This is a genomic window from Arthrobacter sp. NPDC097144, from assembly GCF_044762205.1.
GTDB lineage: Bacteria > Actinomycetota > Actinomycetes > Actinomycetales > Micrococcaceae > Arthrobacter_B.
This window is the reverse complement of record NZ_JBIWDW010000002.1, coordinates 84,945-102,202: the sequence shown is the minus strand read 5'-3', so window position 1 is coordinate 102,202 and position 17,258 is coordinate 84,945. Positions and strand designations below refer to the sequence as shown.

Sequence of the window (17,258 nt, the reverse complement as noted above, 5' to 3'; positions counted from 1 at the left end):
CGAGGAATTACTCTACCCGACGTTTGGTGAGTTTGCCTAATCGGCTCAAGCGCACAGATATTCGGCAGTCATTTCCCGGCCGGTTCCCGTCGGATCAGTGCGACACATCAGGAAGCTCCGCCGCCAGGTATTCCAAAGCCGTGGCTACGCCGGCATCAATTTTAAGGTCAGCCAGGTCATCTCCGCGCGTGGTCCCGCGATTGATGATGACCACCGGCTTTCCCGTCTTATGAGCATGCTTGACGAAGCGCAGGCCGCTCATCACTGTCAGGGAGGACCCCGCAACCAGGAGCGCGTCGGCGGCGTTCAGCATGGCAAAAGCAGCCGCCACGCGGTCCCGGGGAACGTTTTCGCCGAAATAGACGAAATCGGGCTTGAGCATTCCACCGCACACCGGGCAGTCCGCCACAACAAAGTCTTCGGTATCGGCCACATCCGCATCCGCATCCGGGGCAATATCGCCGTCAGGCCGGGCACGCTCCAGGAAACCGGGATTGAGGTCTTCCAGCAGCTTGGAAATAGTCTGGCGCGAGTACCGGGTGCGGCAGTCCAGGCAGATCACCCGGTCAAAGCGCCCGTGCAGGTCCACGGCCAGCGCACTGCCGGCATCGGTGTGCAGGCGGTCCACATTCTGCGTAATCAGGCCGGTGGTCAGCCCCCGGCGCTCCAGGCGGGCGACGGCGGCGTGGCCGGCGTTGGGCGCTGCCTGCCGCAGATGGTGCCAGCCCACGTGGTTCCGAGCCCAGTAGCGGCGGCGCAGCTCGGGATCTCCCACGAACTCCTGATACGTCATGGGGTTGCGCGGCGGCGCTTCCGGACCGCGGTAATCGGGAATCCCGGAGTCAGTGCTCAGGCCGGCACCGGTAAGGACAGCAATGCGTTTTCCGGACAACAGCTCGACGGCGCGGCGGAGCTCCCGCTCTTCCTCCGCCGTGGGCAGCGGTGCCGAGGGTGCCGGGGCTGACCGGACAAAGCCGGTCAGGCCGAGTCCCGGCCGGGGAGCCGGGTGCGGCTGGGGATCCGTCGACTCAGCGGATGGATTGGTCATGATTCAGCCAGCTCCTTAAAGGCGTCCCGGTAGGCCTGCAGGGGGCGGGGCGTTCCAGGACCGGAACGCACCTCCGCACGGACAGCCCCGGCCCCGTCAATGATGAAGGAGGCACGCAGCGGGCGGCCCAGCGCGGCGTCGAACGCTCCATAGGCCTCCGCGACCCGGCCGTGGGGCCAAAAGTCGGCCAGCAGGTCAAACGAATACCCGCGGTTCTCCGCATAGGCCCGCAGTGAGTACTTGGAGTCGCAGGACACTGCCACAATGCGGATGCCTGCCCGGGCAAACTCTGCCCGGGCAGACTCAAGCTCATCCAGCTCTGCGGAACACACCCCGGAGAACGCAAAGGGGTAAAAGACGAGGAGCACCGGCGCACCGCGGAGGGCCGCCAGCCGGACGGGCTCCCCGAATTGGTTGGGGAGTTCGAAGTCCGGAGCGGCGTACCGTGCGTGAATTGCAGGAACCGTGGCCCGCTCCAAACCTGCTACTTCTTGCGGCGGGCAACCAGGCGCGTTGCGGCCCAGTCGCTGCTCACGGCGGGAGATGTGGTGACGTGCAGCCCCGCAGTGGGAGCAGCTTCCTCAATATCGGCGGGGGGAACGTACCCTTCCCGACCGGACTTGGGGGTAAGCACCCACACAACGCCGCCGTCGTCGAGCGTCGTGATGGAGTCCACCAGGGCATCCACCAAATCACCGTCGTCGGCGCGCCACCAGAGGATGACTCCGTCTACAACGTCATGGTCCTCTTCGGTGAGAAGCTCGCTCCCCACCAAATCCTCGAGGCCGTCGCGGAGGTCAAAATCGACATCCTCGTCGTAACCGAATTCCTGAATCAGGTCTTGGTCTTTGAAACCCAATCTTCCCGCCACGTTCTTATCCGTGACGGCTTCGGCCTCGCTCACTTCACTCCTCCTGGTTGACTGCATAAATACAAGGGAATCACATATTTGGACGAGATGCGGTGTCTGGGACATAAGCCAACACCTTTTGCCCGGATCCTTCAAGGCTCCCGGGCCGCACTCCGGCGCGCCGGGCGCCCCCCCGGACCTCTCCGCAGGTGGGAGCGCCAACGGCTGCGGGGAAACAGGGGGTTGCTCACCGCAGCCCCAAGCGAACGGGCTACGCAAGACTTGGCCGTCGGGACTAGAGTGGACCGGAGAGGCTTCGGACGCAATCAGCATCCGCACAGCCACAGTGATCGTCCGGCGAAAGAACCGGATCCCCACAGACGTAATTGGTGCAGACACAATCTGTACATGAGAGAGGTTTGCCGTGGCCGCAGAAGACACAACGGACATCCTGAGCGGGTTAACCAACCAGCTCCCGGACCGTGACCCCGAGGAGACCGCGGAATGGATGCAGTCACTGGATGAACTGATCCGTTCCCAGGGCACCGAAAGAGCCCAGTACATTATGCGTTCGCTGCTCCAGCGCGCCGGTGCGCAGTCCGTGGGCGTGCCCATGGTCACCACCACCGACTATGTCAACACCATCCCGGTGGACCAGGAACCCGAGTTCCCGGGCGATGAAGAAGTTGAACGCCGCTACCGCGCCTGGCTGCGCTGGAACGCGGCCATCATGGTGCACCGCGCCCAGCGCCCGGGCATCGGCGTCGGCGGACACATTTCCACCTACGCAGGTGCCGCCACCCTGTACGAAGTGGGCATGAACCACTTCTTCCGGGGCAAGGACCATCCCGGCGGCGGAGACCAGATCTACTTCCAGGGTCACGCCTCCCCCGGCATGTACGCACGCGCTTTCCTGGAAGGCCGGCTGTCCGAAGAGGACATGGACGGCTTCCGGCAGGAGAAATCCCGCGAAGGACACGCCCTGTCCTCGTACCCGCACCCGCGTTCCATGCCCGACTTCTGGGAATTCCCCACCGTGTCCATGGGCATCGGTCCGATGAACGCGATCTACCAGGCGCAGTCCAACCGCTACCTGCAGAACCGCGGCATCAAGGACACCTCCGACCAGCATGTCTGGGCTTTCCTGGGCGACGGCGAAATGGACGAGCCCGAATCACGCGGCCTGCTCCAGCTCGCAGCCAACGACAAGCTGGACAACCTGACCTTCGTGGTGAACTGCAACCTGCAGCGCCTGGACGGACCGGTGCGCGGCAACGGCAAGATCATGCAGGAACTGGAAGCCTTCTTCCGCGGTGCCGGCTGGAACGTGATCAAGGTTCTGTGGGGCCGTGAGTGGGACTCGCTGCTGGAGAAGGACAAGAACGGGGCGCTGGTGGACATCATGAACTCCACCCCCGACGGTGACTACCAGACCTACAAGGCCGAGAACGGCGGCTTTGTCCGCGATCACTTCTTCGGCAAGAGCCCCGAGACCAAGGAACTGGTCGCGAGCCTCACCGACGAGGAAATCTGGCAGCTCAAGCGCGGCGGACACGACTACCGCAAGGTCTACGCTGCGTACAAGGCCGCCACGGAGTTCAAGGGCAAGCCCACTGTCATCCTGGCCCACACGGTCAAGGGCTACGGGCTGGGCACGCACTTCGAGGGACGCAACGCGACCCACCAGATGAAGAAGCTGACCCTGGATGACCTCAAGGCCTTCCGCGACCACCTGCGGATCCCGATCAGTGACGAGCAGCTCGAAGCCGACCCGTACCAGCCGCCGTACTACCACCCGGGCACCGACGCTCCGGAGATCAAGTACATGCTCGAACGCCGCCGTGAACTCGGCGGCAATGTTCCCGAACGCCGCATCAAGCACGCACCCGTGAAACTGCCCGATGAAAAGGCCTACGAGGTAGCCAACCGTGGTTCCGGCAAGCAGATGGCGGCCACCACCATGGCCTTTGTCCGCCTGCTCAAGGACCTCATGCGGGACAAGGAATTCGGCAAGCGCATTGTGCCGATCATCCCTGACGAAGCGCGGACCTTCGGCATGGACTCGTTCTTCCCCACGGCGAAGATCTACAACCCCAAGGGCCAGAACTACCTATCCGTGGACCGGGACCTGGTCCTGGCCTACAAGGAGTCCCCGCAGGGCCAGATTGTGCACGTGGGCATCAACGAGGGCGGCTCCATTGCGGCGTTCACCGCTGCCGGAACTTCCTACGCCACCCACGGTGAACCGCTGATTCCGGTCTATGTGTTCTACTCGATGTTCGGATTCCAGCGCACCGCAGACTACATCTGGGCAGCCACTGACCAGATGGCCCGCGGCTTCCTGATTTCCGCCACTGCCGGACGCACGACCCTGACCGGAGAGGGCCTGCAGCACGCTGACGGGCACTCCCCGATCCTGGCCTCCACCAACCCGGCAGTAAAGACCTACGACCCGGCCTACGGGTACGAGATCGGGCACATCGTCCGCCACGGCCTTGAAGAGATGTATGGTCCGGATTCCAAGGATCCGAACGTCATCTACAACATCATGGTGTACAACGAGCCGATCCGGCAGCCGAAGGCTCCCGAGGACCTGGACGTTGAAGGGATCCTCAAGGGCATCTACCTGCTGGCTCCGGCCAAGATCGACGGGCCCCGTGCCCAGCTCCTGGCCTCCGGCGTAGCCGTGCCGTGGGCACTGGAAGCCCAGCAGATCCTCGCCGATGACTGGGGAGTTTCCGCCGATGTGTGGTCCGTGACGTCGTGGAACGAACTGCGCCGTGACGGCCTGGCCGCCGAGGAAGAAGCTTTCCTGCACCCCGATGCCGAGCCCCGCGTGCCGTTCGTGACCAAGCAGCTTGCCGGTGCCACCGGCCCGGTTATTGCTTCCACGGACTACATGAAGGCCGTACCGGACCAGATCCGCCAGTTCGTTCCCAACGAATTCGCGACCCTGGGCGCCGACGACTTCGGCTTCGCCGATACCCGCGCCGCTGCCCGCCGGTACTTCAAGATCGACTCGCACTCCATGGTGGTACGCACCCTGGAAATGCTCGCCCGCCGCGGCGAGGTTGACGCCAGTGCGCCGACCGAAGCGATCAAGAAGTACGACCTGCTCAACGTGAACGCAGGAACCTCCGGCAACGCCGGCGGCGACGCCTAACGCCGCAGGCCCTTCCGCACCGGAAGACAAGAAAAGAACCGTCGCATCCGCGGCGGTTCTTTTCTTTTGCCCATTTCGGCCATTGACCGCTAAATCTCGGTTGCAGCCACCAGGTCTATGTGCGCCTGCATGGCATCGGCCGCCGCCTGCGGGTCTCCGGTGCGGATGGCGTTGACTATGGCACGGTGCGATTCCAGCGACTGTTCCGGCCGTCCGGGCTGCCCGAGGGAAGCCAGCCGGGTCTCACGCACCAGCTCGGATATGAAAGTCATCATGGAAGCCAGGATGGAGGAGTGAGCAGCTGAGGCAACGGCCCGGTGGAACTGCTCATCACCGGCGGTGCCGCGGCTCCCGCCGGCAATTTCAGCGGCCATCGTCTCCAGCGCCAAGTCCATGGCCGCCAGATCTGCACGGGTATGCCGTTCGGCAGCGAAAGCGGCCAGCTTCACCTCCAGGGTGCTGCGGGCTTCCACAATCTCCGGCATCCGGTCCCGGTGCTCACGCAGTTCACGCAGCACCGCCGCGACACTGGGCCGGTAAACCAGCACTGCACCGGTGCCGTGCTGGACGTCGATGACCCCGAGGACCTCCAGCGCCACCAGGGCCTGCGCCAGCGTGGCCCGGGACACCCCCATACGCTCCGCCAGGTCACGCTCCGCAGGGAGCAAATCCCCGGGACCCAGACCGGCGGACGCAATAAATCCCAGAAGCTGCTCCACGAGCCGCTCATACAACCGGGGCCTCGACACCCGGACAAACCCCTTGCCGTCACCGTTTTCGGGCATCGCATCCTCTTTCTTCGCCTACGGGATCCATGCCTGCGGGATCTGCGCCGGCGGCCTTCGACCTGTCCGGGAATCCCACGGTCCGGGACAGAGTCTATCCGGGATTGACAAAGAGGCCCAGAGTCTAAGAGGCTAGTCCAGTGCCGGTGTGGCCCACGTCACTTACCTTTTGGCCGCCGTCGGGATAAGCGCCGAGACCAACAAACCTAGGAACAATATGTCCGCTCCAATCCTCTCCATCCTCATCCTGGTGGCCATGTTCCTGCTGGCCACCGTCCTTCCGCTGAACATGGGGGCGCTGGCTTTCGTGGGCGCCTTCCTGCTGGGCTTCGTGTTCCTGGGCATGAGCACCGACGAAATCCTCGCCAACTTCCCCGGAGGCCTGTTCCTCACAATTGTCGGCGTCACCTATCTGTTCGCCATCGCACAAAACAACGGCACCATAGACCTGCTGGTCCGCGGCGCCGTCCGCATGGTGGGCAACCGGGTGGCACTGATTCCGTGGATCATGTTCACCATCACGGCCATCATCACCGCCGTCGGCGCCCTGTCGCCGGCCGCCGTTGCCATCGTGGCCCCGATCGCCCTGGGGTTTGCGGCAAAGCACAAAATCAACCCGCTGATGATGGGCATGATGGTAATCCACGGCGCGCAGGCCGGCGGATTCTCGCCCATCGCCGTCTACGGCGTCACGGTCAACGGCATCATCGGCGAAACCGAGCTGGAGTCGAGCCCCCTGGCCGTATTCCTGGCGAGCCTGCTCTTCAATACCTTCATCGCCCTGATCCTGTTCTTCGTCCTGGGCGGCAGCAAGCTTCGCAGCGGCAAGGTGGGCGGCTTCGTGGAAGAGGTTGCCCAGGCCCGGATGAACGCCAGCGCCGCGGGCCGCACCGACGTGGCCTTCAAGGGATTCGGTTCGGACATTTACGGGCCTCGCGACCCGGCCGGAGACGGCCTCACGGCCACCAAGACCCGCGCCGAACTGTTTCCGCAGGTCGTGACAATCGCAGGGCTGATTGCGCTGGCAGTTATCGCCCTCGGCTTCAAGGTTGACGTGGGATTTGTCTCCATCACCATCGCGATGATCCTGGCGCTCGTTTCGCCGCAGGCCCAGAAGGGCGCCATCAATAAAATCAGCTGGACCACGGTGCTGCTCATCTGCGGCATGCTCACCTTTGTGGGCGTCCTCCAGGAAGCGGGCACCGTGGAATACGTGTCCGACGCCGTGGTGGGACTGGGAATGCCGCTGCTGGCTGCCCTGCTCATCTGCTACATCGGCGCCGTAGTTTCCGCCTTTGCTTCCTCCACGGCCATCCTTGCCGCCCTGATCCCGCTTGCCGTTCCGTTCCTTGCCTCCGGTGAGATCGGCGCCGTCGGCCTCATCTGCGCCCTCGCCGTATCCGCCACGATCGTGGACGTCTCCCCCTTCTCCACCAACGGAGCGCTGGTCCTGGCCAATGCCCCGGAGGGCATGGACAAGGACCGTTTCTATAAGCAGATCCTCAGCTACAGCGGAATTGTCGTCGTCGCAGGACCACTGGTGGCCTGGCTCATCATGGTGGTTCCCGGCTGGCTCTAAGCCGGACCGCCAGCGCAGCCAGCTCCATCCCCCGAACAAAAGGACCCCTCCCATGACCACATCACCAACCCCCCGCGGCCCGCTGGAGGGCTACCTCGTTGTTGATCTGAGCCGTGCTCTGGCCGGACCCCACGCCGGCATGATGCTTGCGGACCTCGGAGCCCGGGTTATCAAAGTAGAGACGCCGGGCACGGGAGATGACACCCGCAGCTGGGGACCGCCGTTCGTGGGCCCGGAAGATGACCAGCAGGCCACCTATTTCCTTTCCTGCAACCGCAACAAGGAATCCATCAGCCTGGATCTTAAGTCCGCGGACGGCACCGCCGTGCTCCGGGATCTGGTCCGGCGTGCAGACGTCCTGGTGGAGAATTTCCGCCCGGGGGTGCTGGACCGGCTCGGTTTCTCGCCGGCACAGCTGCACGACATCAACCCCCGGCTTGTCATCCTCTCCATCAGCGGGTTTGGCCACGACGGCCCTGAGGCGACCCGCAGCGGCTATGACCAGATTGTCCAGGGCGAGGCCGGGCTGATGTCCCTCACCGGTTCGGGTCCGGAGGACCCGCAGCGGGTGGGGGTGCCGATCGCGGATCTGCTGTCCGGGATGTACGGTGCCTTCGGTTTGCTGGCGGCGCTGCTGGAACGCGAACGCACCGGCAAGGGCCAGGTGGTCCGCACGTCGCTGCTCGCCGCCGTCGTCGGCGTTCACGCATTCCAGGGAACCCGGCACACCGTTGCCGGCGAGGTTCCTGCCGCACAGGGCAACCATCACCCGTCGATTGCTCCCTACGGCCTGTTTTCCTGCCGGGGCGGCAAGGTCCAAATCAGCGTGGGCAGCGAAAAGCTCTGGGAGACGTTCGCCGCCACGTTTGGCATCGACACCTCCCGGCCGGAATTCGCCGGCAATGCCCAGCGGGTGCGCAACCGCGAGGCCGTCATAGCGGCCGTGGAGGAAGCCTTCGCGGACTTCGAAGCCGAACCCCTCCTGGAGAAGCTGCGGGCCGCCGGCATCCCCGCCGGAGAGGTGCGCACGCTGGATGAAGTGTATGAATGGGAACAGGTCCACTCCCAGGGACTGGTGGTGGATGTGGAGCACCCCGTTTTGGGCAAGGTGGCCCTGCCGGGTCCGCCGCTGCGGTTCTTCGATGCTGCCGACGGCGCCGAAACCACCAACCGCTCACATGTGGCTCCGCCGCTGCTGAACCAGCACGGCAGCGAGATTCGGAGCTGGCTCGAGGACAGCGCCGAACCGGCCGGCGCGGATGCCGGCAAGCCATGAGCGTGCAGGCACGGCCGCGGCGGCTCAACGCCCGCGGGCTCTTGGAGCTGGTGGTGGATCCGGGCTCCTTCATCTCCTGGGATTCACCCGTGGCGTACACCGACCACAGCGAAGCGTACGAGGCAGACCTGGCCCGCGCCCGGGAGAAAACCGGAGAGGACGAGTCCGTCCTGACCGGCGAAGGCCGGGTACAGGGCAGGCGCGTTGCCCTGGTGGTCTGTGAATTTGGTTTCCTCGGCGGCTCCATTGGAGTGGCTGCCGCCGACCGCCTGACCGACGCCGTCGAACGGGCCACCCGCGAAGGCCTGCCCCTCCTGGCCGGCCCCGCATCAGGCGGAACCCGGATGCAGGAGGGAACGCTGGCGTTCCTGTCCATGGTCAAGATCACGGCGGCGGTGCGGCGGCACAAGGAAGCGGGACTGCCGTACCTGGTGTATCTGCGCCACCCCACCACCGGCGGCGTGATGGCCTCCTGGGGTTCGCTGGGACACATCACCGTGGCAGAACCCGGAGCACTCCTGGGCTTCCTCGGTCCCCGCGTCTACGAGTCCCTGTACGGCGAACCGTTCCCCGAGGGCGTCCAGACAGCGGAGAACCTCCAGGCCCGGGGTTTAGTCGATGCCGTCCTCCCGCCGGAAGAACTGGCGGAAACCGTGCACCGTGCGCTGTCCATGCTCCTTCCGGAACAGGCCGCTCCCGTGCCCGCACCGGCGTCCCTGGGAAGTGCTCCGGCAGCGGTGCCGGCGTGGGAGTCCATTACGGTCTCGCGCAATCCGCAGCGTCCGGGGGTGCGCCAGCTGCTGCATTTCGGCGCCCGGGACGTGCTGCCGCTGAACGGAACCGGACAGGGCGAAAAGGACCCGGGACTCCTCCTTGCCCTGGCCAGGTTCGGGCAGACATCATGCGTGGTGCTGGGCCAGGACCGGCAGCGCGGTTCCCACCGGCCGGCCCTGGGCCCGGCCTCCCTGCGGGAAGCCCGCCGCGGAATGCGGCTGGCCGAGGAACTGAACCTTCCCCTGCTGACAGTGATCGACACTGCCGGGGCGGCCTTGTCCAAGGAAGCCGAGGAAGGCGGACTGGCCGGAGAAATCGCCCGCTGCCTCAATGACCTGGTGGGCCTGGACTGTCCCACCGTGTCGGTCCTCCTGGGCCAAGGCGCCGGCGGCGGGGCACTGGCCCTGCTCCCGGCAGACCGGACCGTGGGTGCACAGCACGCATGGCTTTCCTCACTTCCGCCGGAGGGTGCCAGCGCGATTGTGTACCGCGACACTGACCACGGAGCTGAAATGGCCGAGGCGCAGGGGGTGACGGTGGCCGCACTGGCGGCCCACGGAATCGTGGACCATATTGTTCCCGAGGAGCCCGACGCGGCCGCCGAAGCCCCTGCTTTTTGCCGGAGAATGGCCGCAGCAGTGGAATATGAACTCTTCTCCCTGCGTCAAAGTCCTCCGGCCGAGCGTCTTGCGCAGCGCACTGCACGGTTCCGCAGACTGGGTTCGGCGGGATGATTCGAACGTCCGTCCCATACCCCGGGTTGTAGCCTTCGCACAAAATGGTGGATGTCCGACGAACGCCGTAAGCTCTGCTTTATGCCAGTGACTCGCAGCACAGCCGCGTCTCGACACGGGATGCGTGCCGTCCCGGCGGATCCCTCCACAGTGGAGCGGCTCAAAGACAACATCGGGAAACTCTCCACCGCCACCCTGAAGCAGCTGAACCTTTCGCTGCCCTGGTACCGCGGGCTCCGGCCTGACGAACGCTCAGCCCTGGGCATGGTGGCACAGAAGGGCATCGCCTCCTTCGTCAACTGGTACGAGCGCCCGGCCTCCCCCGCCTGGGTGCTCAGCGACGTTTTCGGCACCGCCCCCACCGAACTGACCCGGTCCATCAGCCTGCAGAAGGCACTGCAGCTGATCCGGGTGGTGGTCCAGGTGGTCGAGGACCTCGTGCCGGAGCTGGCCGAGGACAACGTCCAGGGTCCCCTGCGTGAGGCCGTGCTGCGCTACTCCCGCGAAGTGGCTTTTGCTGCCGCGGATGTGTACGCCCGGGCTGCCGAAACACGCGGTTCCTGGGACACGCGGCTCGAAGCCCTGGTGGTGGACGCCATCCTGCGCGGTGAGAGTTCCGACGCCCTGCGCTCCCGCATTGCAGCGGTGGGCTGGACTTCCACGGCGCCGATCACCGTGATGGTGGGAAGCTCGCCGTCGGACACCAATGCCTCCTTCGTCAACGAGCTGCGCCGCGCCACTGCACGGCTGAGTGAGGACGCCCTGGTGGGAATCCAGGGCGAACGCCTCATCCTGGTGCTCGGCGGCATGGATGACAGCGCCGGCTCCTACACCCGCCTGGCCGAGCTTTTTGGGCCGGGACCGGTGGTGTACGGGCCCCGGGCGGACTCCCTGGTGGACGCCGGACCGTCAGCCCAGGCCGCCTTCGCGGGGCTCACCGCAGCCCGCGCCTGGCCGGCCGCACCGCGCCCGGTCGCCGCCGACGACCTGTGGCCCGAGCGGGTCATGTCCGGAGACGACAGCGCCCGGAAAGCCCTGGTGCGCAGCATTTACCGGCCGCTGCTGGGCGCTTCCAACGGCCTGGCGGAAACACTCTCGGCTTACCTGTCCCTGGGCCATTCACTGGAGGCCACGGCGCGTGAACTGTTTGTGCATGCCAACACGGTCCGGTACCGGCTGCGGCGTGTCTGCGACGTCACCGGCTGGGATCCGATGCTCCCGCGGGAGGCCTTCGTGCTGCAAACCGCCCTGGTGGTCGGCCGGCTCTCGCCGCCCGGAAAAACCGTCCCGGAACGTCCCGCACCCCGTCCGTAATTGAGTTGCATCGCTTCATTGGCCTTGTAGACTTCCTACAACGCCTCACCGGGAGCTTGGTTCACGCAAACACCCGGTAACCGCCCCTCTCTTTGGAAAGCTTGATAAGTGCTCGCAATTGTCTGCCCCGGCCAGGGGTCCCAAACGCCAGGTTTCCTTTCTCCGTGGCTTGAACTGCCCGGAGTCCGGGAACACCTCGAATCGCTCAGCGCCATTGCAGGCCTGGACCTGATCGCCCACGGCACGGTCTCCGATGAGGAGACCATCAAGGACACCGCCGTGGCCCAGCCGCTGATCGTCGCTGCGGGACTGATGGCTGCGCGCCTGCTGGTGGACCCGCAGGCGCTCACGGCATCCACCGTTGTGGCCGGGCACTCCGTCGGTGAGATCACCGCCTCGGCCCTGGCCGGCGCACTCACCGAACCCGACGCCCTCATCTTTGTCCGCGAACGCGCCAATGCCATGGCACGCGCTGCCGCCGAGACACCCACCGGCATGAGCGCCGTCCTGGGCGGGGACCCCGAGGAAGTGGCCGCCGTGCTGGCAGCCAACGGCCTCACCGCCGCCAACGCCAACGGAGGCGGGCAGACCGTCGCCGCCGGCACCCTGGACCAGCTCGCCGCTCTTGCCGCCGCTCCGCCGGCCAAGGCCCGCGTCATCCCGCTGAAGGTTGCCGGCGCTTTCCACACCACGCACATGGCGCCCGCCGTCAGCGTCCTGGAGAGCCTCCGCCCGCAGCTGCGTCCCGCCGCGCCCCGGCCGACGCTGCTCTCCAACTACGACGGCGCCGCCGTCGTTTCCGGCGAAGCCAACCTGGACAGCCTGATCAGCCAGGTTTCCCGGCCGGTGCGCTGGGACCTGTGCATGGAATCCATGGCGGCCATGGGCGTGACCGGCATGCTGGAACTGCCGCCGGCAGGTACGCTCACCGGACTGGCCCGCCGCGGCCTCAAGGGCCTGCCGACGCTGGCCCTGAAGTCCCCCGAAGATCTCGACGCCGCCCGGGAGTTCATTGCCGAACACTCCCCCGCGTCCGCCGCAGCAACAGCAGCAACCACCACCGGAGAAGGTAACGCGTGAGCACGCCCACCCTGAAGCAGTCCCCCGTCCACGAGTTCAGCCGTATTCACGGCATTGGCGCATTCCGTCCCGACGTCATCGTCAGCAACGAAGACGTGTGCCAGTGGATCGATTCCTCCGATGAATGGATCCGCCAGCGGACCGGAATCATCACCCGGCACCGCGCGGACAAGGGAACCTCGGTTGTCGACATGGCCGAAGCCGCCGGACGCGAAGCCCTGCAGAGCGCCGGAATCGACGGCTCCCAGCTTGGCGCCGTCATCGTTTCCACGGTGACCCACCCGTTTGCCACCCCGTCAGCGGCCGCCGAAATCGCGCATCTGCTCGGCGCCGCCCCCGCCCCGGCCTATGACGTATCCGCCGCCTGTGCCGGCTACTGCTACGGCGTTGCCCAGGGGGACGCCCTGGTGCGCTCCGGCGCGGCCGAGTATGTGCTGGTCATCGGTGTGGAGAAGCTCTCCGACTTCATCGACAACACGGAGCGCACCATCTCCTTCCTGCTCGGTGACGGAGCCGGCGCCGTCGTTATCGGTCCGTCCGATTCTGCAGGCATCGGCCCGTCCGTCTGGGGCTCCGACGGCAGCAAGTCCAGCACCATCGGCATGACCCACTCCATGCTTGACATCCGCGAGCTGTCCCTGGCCGCGGAAGCTGAAGGCGAGACTGTGAGCGTGGCCGAGGTCGCCGAGCGTGACACCAAGCTGTGGCCCACCCTGCGCCAGGACGGCCAGAGTGTGTTCCGCTGGGCCGTCTGGGAAATGGCGAAGGTTGCCCAGCGCGCCCTCGACGCCGCCGGCGTCACCGCAGAGGACCTCGGCGCCTTTGTCCCGCACCAGGCCAACATGCGCATCATCGATGAAATGGCCAAGCAGCTGAAACTGCCGGAATCCGTGATCATCGCCCGCGACATCGCCGATGCCGGCAACACCTCGGCAGCCTCGATCCCGCTGGCAACGCACCGCCTGCTTTCCGAAAACCCGGAGCTCAGCGGCAAGCTGTCCCTCCAGATCGGCTTCGGCGCGGGCCTCGTCTTCGGCGCGCAGGTTATCGTTCTTCCGTAACCTGTCCGCCCCACACACCACACCGCTATGCGGTTGGACCATCCACGCCGGTTTATGCCGGTACCACGAGAAAAAAGGAGCCACCATGGCTAGCAACGAAGAAATCCTGGCCGGCCTCGCCGAGATCGTCAACGAAGAGACGGGTCTGGCCCCCGAATCCGTCGAGCTGGACAAGTCCTTCACCGACGACCTGGACATCGACTCCATCTCCATGATGACGATCGTCGTCAATGCCGAAGAGAAGTTCGGCGTGCGCATTCCGGACGAAGAGGTCAAGAACCTGAAGACCGTCGGCGACGCCGTGGACTTCATTTCCAAAGCTCAGGCGTAATCCGCCGGCGGCCGCTGCCTCCCCGGCGGCGGCCGCCGAGTCAGCGCATGTATTTCCAGCACCACCAACGTCTTTCGAGAGAGTGAATCATGGCCCGCAAAGTAGTCATCACCGGCCTGGGTGCCACTACGCCCATCGGCGGAGATGTCCCCACCATGTGGAAGAACGCGCTCAAAGGTGTCGCCGGCGCCCGAACCCTCGAAGACGATTGGGTAGCCCAGTACAGCCTCCCCGTGACCTTCGCTGCCCGGGTCTCCACTCCCGCCACCGAGGTCCTGTCCCGCGTCGAGGCCAAGCGCATGGATCCGTCCACCCAGTTTGCGGTGGTGTCCGCCCGCGAAGCCTGGGCCGACTCCGGCATCGAGGACGTTGACCACGACCGCCTGGCCGTTTCCTTTGCCACCGGAATCGGCGGCGTCTGGACCCTGCTGGACGCCTGGGACACCCTGCGTGAAAAGGGCCCCCGCCGCGTTCTGCCCATGACCGTTCCCATGCTGATGCCCAACGGCCCCGCCGCCGCCGTCAGCTTGGATCTGGGCGCCCGCGCCGGCGCCCACACCCCTGTTTCCGCCTGCGCCTCCGGCACGGAGGCCCTGCACCAGGGCCTGGAGCTGATCCGCTCCGGCAAGGCCGACGTCGTCGTTTGCGGCGGTGCCGAAGCAGCCATCCATCCGATGCCGCTTGCTGCCTTCGCCTCCATGCAGGCGCTGTCCAAGCGCAACGATGACCCCGAGCGCGCCTCACGCCCCTACGACAAGGACCGCGACGGTTTTGTCATGGGTGAAGGTGCCGGCGCCCTGGTGCTGGAAGCCGAAGAGCACGCGCTGGCCCGCGGCGCCCGCATCTACGCCGAGCTGGCCGGCACGGCAGTCACCGCTGACGCCTACCACATCACAGCCCCCGATCCCGAGGGCCTGGGCGCCACCCGCGCCCTGAAGGCGGCCCTGTACGATGCCCGCGCACAGGCGGAGGACGTGGTGCATGTCAATGCCCATGCCACCTCCACTCCCGTGGGTGACAAGCCGGAATACACCGCCCTGAAGTCTGCCCTGGGATCCCATGTGGACAACGTGGCCGTATCAGCCACCAAGTCCCAGACCGGCCACCTGCTCGGTGCCTCCGGCGCCGTGGAGGCGGTCATGACCGCCATGGCCGTCTTCGACCGCCAGGCTCCGGCCACCATCAACCTGGACAATCAGGATCCGGAAATCCCGCTCGACGTTGTCACGTCCGCCCGGTCCCTTCCCGGCGGCGACATTGTGGTCCTGAGCAATTCGTTTGGATTCGGCGGGCACAACGCAGTCATCGCACTGCGCAGCTACTAATACCCGGCGTTTTCAACAGCCCGGCAAAAAGCCGCGGCGGTTTCCTTCCGGAAACTGCCGCGGCTTTTCTTGTTTTTGCTGAGTGGACCGTTTGAATACGGCGGTCAGCCCACTTGGTGCAGCCAGCGCACATTTGCGCCGTCAGCTGCGTGCCTGAACGGCTCCAATTCGTCATCCCACGCCTCGCCCAGGGCGAGGGAAAGCTCGTGATACACCGCTGAGGGATCCCCGGCACCGTTCTCATAGGCGTAGCGGATGCGGTCTTCCGACACCATGATGTTGCCGTGCACATCGGTGGTGGCGTGGAAGATTCCCAGTTCGGGCGTGTGGCACCATCGGCTGCCGTCAGCGCCGGCGCTCTGGTTCTCAGTGACTTCATAGCGCAGGTGCGCCCAGCCGCGCAGCGCGGAGGCCAGCAGCGAGCCGGTGCCCTGGGCACCGGTCCATTCCAGTTCGGTGCGCAGCATTCCCGGGGCAGCCGGCTGAGGGGTCCACTTTAGATCCGTTCGCTTTTCCACGACGGATCCAATGGCCCACTCGATATGGGGGCACAACGCAGAAGGGGCGGAGTGTATGAACAACACGCCATGAGCCATCACAACAGACATTCCATCCTCCATGGGTATAGGTACGTCTTCCCCAACGACCTGCTACCCGAGCGAAATGCTTCTGCTTTGCTGACTTTACGAACTGCGCTTAATTTTCTCGGCTGATATGTTCCAGTTCTCTTGAGACTCTCATCCGGTACAGACTTAGCCTTATTGTGCCGCAAGTTAACTAATAGCGCCAATATATCTGTGGGCATCACCTATGCCCTCCGGTGCCCGCACCTGATAAGCCGTGATCCCCCTTTCGGGAAGTCCGGCAACGGAGTGGGTCCGCTGCCGCCGGCCTTGTCCGCTTCAGGCCCGGGGATGGGCCTGCTGGTAGCTTGCCTTGAGCCGGTCCACCGACACGTGCGTGTACAGCTGGGTGGTAGCCAGCGAGGAATGGCCCAGGATTTCCTGGACGGCCCGAAGATCCGCCCCTCCGTCCAGCAGATGGGTTGCCGCCGAATGCCGCAGTGCGTGCGGGCCCGTTGCCCCGGTGTCACCCAGCGCCTCGAAGAGCCCGGAAACCACCGACCGCACCTGCCGCTGGTCCACCCGCCTGCCCCGCTGGCCCAGGAACAGCGCCGGGCCGCTGTCGGCGGTGGCCAGGGCCGGCCGGCCGCGGCGCAGCCAGTCGTCGACTGCCACCGCCGCGGGCTGCCCGTAAGGAACGGTCCGTTCCTTGTTCCCCTTGCCGATCACGGTCAGGGTCCTGCGCTCCGAATTCAGGTCATCAATATCCAGTCCCGTAAGCTCCCCTACCCGGACGCCGGTGGCATACAGGAGTTCCACCAGGGCCCGGTTTCGGACCGCCAACGGGTCACCCTCAGCCGCAGCTTCTGTGAGCGCTTCGAAAAGCTCCCCCACCTGCCCTGCCCGGAGCACCGACGGCAGCGTCTTATCCCTCTTCGGCGCACGAAGCCGCAGCGCCGGGTCGGTGCTGATGAGTTCCTCCCGCAGAGCCCAGCCAGTGAAGCTGCGGGCGGTAGCCGCGCGCCGGGCCAGAGTGGACCGGGCCAGGCCGGCGGCGCTGAGTTCACCCAGCCAGCCGCGCAGGACCCCCAGGTCGATCCCGCCCAGCGTGCGCACTCCCCCGGCCAGCGCATGGTTAAGCAACTGGGCAATGTCACCCTCGTATGCCCGAACCGTGTGATCCGAGCGTCCCCGTTCGCTGGACAGGTAGCGGCTGAAGCCCCGCAGTGCCTTGCTGAATTCGCTTGGCCACGCCGGGACTGCGGCCACGGACCCCGCGTCTGCCGCCGGCTGCCGGGGTTTGCCTGAATCGACGCCGGCGTTCACTGCTTGATCAATATTTGAGGGTCTCACCCCTTTACTGTCCTCGTTTCAT

The 17,258-nt window shown here is 65.7% G+C and carries 15 protein-coding genes; 9 read left to right on the top strand and 6 right to left on the bottom strand.

Annotated features, from left to right (window positions below; all coding sequences use genetic code 11):
* Window positions 1-94: 94 nt before the first annotated feature.
* From ACIQXM_RS04060 to ACIQXM_RS04050, 3 genes are read right to left on the bottom strand one after another with little or no spacing between them, the layout of a single operon-like run.
* Window positions 95-1,048, bottom strand: a complete 954-nt coding sequence (locus ACIQXM_RS04060; RefSeq protein WP_400928001.1) for an NAD-dependent protein deacetylase — start codon at window positions 1,046-1,048, stop codon at window positions 95-97.
* On the bottom strand, window positions 1,045-1,527 hold the full coding sequence (locus tag ACIQXM_RS04055) for a peroxiredoxin (RefSeq protein WP_400927998.1): 483 nt from the start codon (window positions 1,525-1,527) through the stop codon (window positions 1,045-1,047). Before ACIQXM_RS04055 ends, ACIQXM_RS04060 begins: the two co-directional genes overlap by 4 nt.
* A 5-nt stretch (window positions 1,528-1,532) precedes the next feature.
* On the bottom strand, window positions 1,533-1,952 hold the full coding sequence (locus tag ACIQXM_RS04050; RefSeq protein WP_400927994.1) for a DUF3052 domain-containing protein: 420 nt from the start codon (window positions 1,950-1,952) through the stop codon (window positions 1,533-1,535).
* A gap of 370 nt (window positions 1,953-2,322) precedes the next feature.
* Here ACIQXM_RS04050 and aceE point away from each other — a divergent pair, with 370 nt between their 5' ends.
* Window positions 2,323-5,061: a pyruvate dehydrogenase (acetyl-transferring), homodimeric type gene (aceE, locus tag ACIQXM_RS04045; protein WP_400927991.1), complete on the top strand. Its 2,739-nt coding sequence runs from the start codon at window positions 2,323-2,325 to the stop codon at window positions 5,059-5,061.
* Between the two features lie 89 nt (window positions 5,062-5,150).
* On the opposite strand, the gene ACIQXM_RS04040 is transcribed toward aceE, so the two are convergent.
* A complete protein-coding gene (locus tag ACIQXM_RS04040; RefSeq protein WP_400927988.1) occupies window positions 5,151-5,846 on the bottom strand; it encodes a FadR/GntR family transcriptional regulator in 696 nt (231 codons plus the stop codon).
* Window positions 5,847-6,063: 217 nt separating this feature from the next.
* Here ACIQXM_RS04040 and ACIQXM_RS04035 point away from each other — a divergent pair, with 217 nt between their 5' ends.
* The 8 genes from ACIQXM_RS04035 to fabF all read left to right on the top strand — a co-directional run bounded on the left by ACIQXM_RS04035 (window position 6,064) and on the right by fabF (window position 15,320).
* Window positions 6,064-7,425, top strand: coding sequence for an SLC13 family permease (locus ACIQXM_RS04035; RefSeq protein ID WP_400927985.1), 1,362 nt, complete (start codon window positions 6,064-6,066; stop codon window positions 7,423-7,425).
* Window positions 7,426-7,477: 52 nt separating this feature from the next.
* Window positions 7,478-8,701, top strand: coding sequence for a CaiB/BaiF CoA transferase family protein (locus ACIQXM_RS04030; RefSeq protein WP_400927982.1), 1,224 nt, complete (start codon window positions 7,478-7,480; stop codon window positions 8,699-8,701).
* Complete coding sequence (locus ACIQXM_RS04025) at window positions 8,698-10,209, top strand: carboxyl transferase domain-containing protein (protein ID WP_400927979.1); 1,512 nt, start codon at window positions 8,698-8,700, stop codon at window positions 10,207-10,209. Before ACIQXM_RS04030 ends, ACIQXM_RS04025 begins: the two co-directional genes overlap by 4 nt.
* A 120-nt stretch (window positions 10,210-10,329) precedes the next feature.
* On the top strand, window positions 10,330-11,523 hold the full coding sequence (locus tag ACIQXM_RS04020; protein WP_400929495.1) for a PucR family transcriptional regulator: 1,194 nt from the start codon (window positions 10,330-10,332) through the stop codon (window positions 11,521-11,523).
* A 108-nt stretch (window positions 11,524-11,631) separates the two neighbouring features.
* Complete coding sequence (locus tag ACIQXM_RS04015) at window positions 11,632-12,603, top strand: ACP S-malonyltransferase (protein ID WP_400927976.1); 972 nt, start codon at window positions 11,632-11,634, stop codon at window positions 12,601-12,603.
* Window positions 12,600-13,664, top strand: a complete 1,065-nt coding sequence (locus ACIQXM_RS04010) for a beta-ketoacyl-ACP synthase III (RefSeq protein ID WP_400927973.1) — start codon at window positions 12,600-12,602, stop codon at window positions 13,662-13,664. The genes ACIQXM_RS04015 and ACIQXM_RS04010 overlap by 4 nt, the downstream gene beginning before the upstream one ends.
* Before the next feature lie 85 nt (window positions 13,665-13,749).
* The gene (locus ACIQXM_RS04005; protein WP_104053860.1) at window positions 13,750-13,995 is read left to right on the top strand and encodes an acyl carrier protein; all 246 of its coding nucleotides are present in this window, start codon (window positions 13,750-13,752) and stop codon (window positions 13,993-13,995) included.
* Window positions 13,996-14,084: 89 nt separating this feature from the next.
* Window positions 14,085-15,320: a beta-ketoacyl-ACP synthase II gene (fabF, locus tag ACIQXM_RS04000; protein WP_400927970.1), complete on the top strand. Its 1,236-nt coding sequence runs from the start codon at window positions 14,085-14,087 to the stop codon at window positions 15,318-15,320.
* 104 nt (window positions 15,321-15,424) lie between these two features.
* On the opposite strand, the gene ACIQXM_RS03995 is transcribed toward fabF, so the two are convergent.
* On the bottom strand, window positions 15,425-15,928 hold the full coding sequence (locus ACIQXM_RS03995; RefSeq protein WP_400927967.1) for a DUF3145 domain-containing protein: 504 nt from the start codon (window positions 15,926-15,928) through the stop codon (window positions 15,425-15,427).
* 294 nt (window positions 15,929-16,222) lie between these two features.
* Window positions 16,223-17,152, bottom strand: coding sequence for a tyrosine recombinase XerC (locus ACIQXM_RS03990; RefSeq protein WP_400929493.1), 930 nt, complete (start codon window positions 17,150-17,152; stop codon window positions 16,223-16,225).
* Window positions 17,153-17,258: the final 106 nt, after the last annotated feature.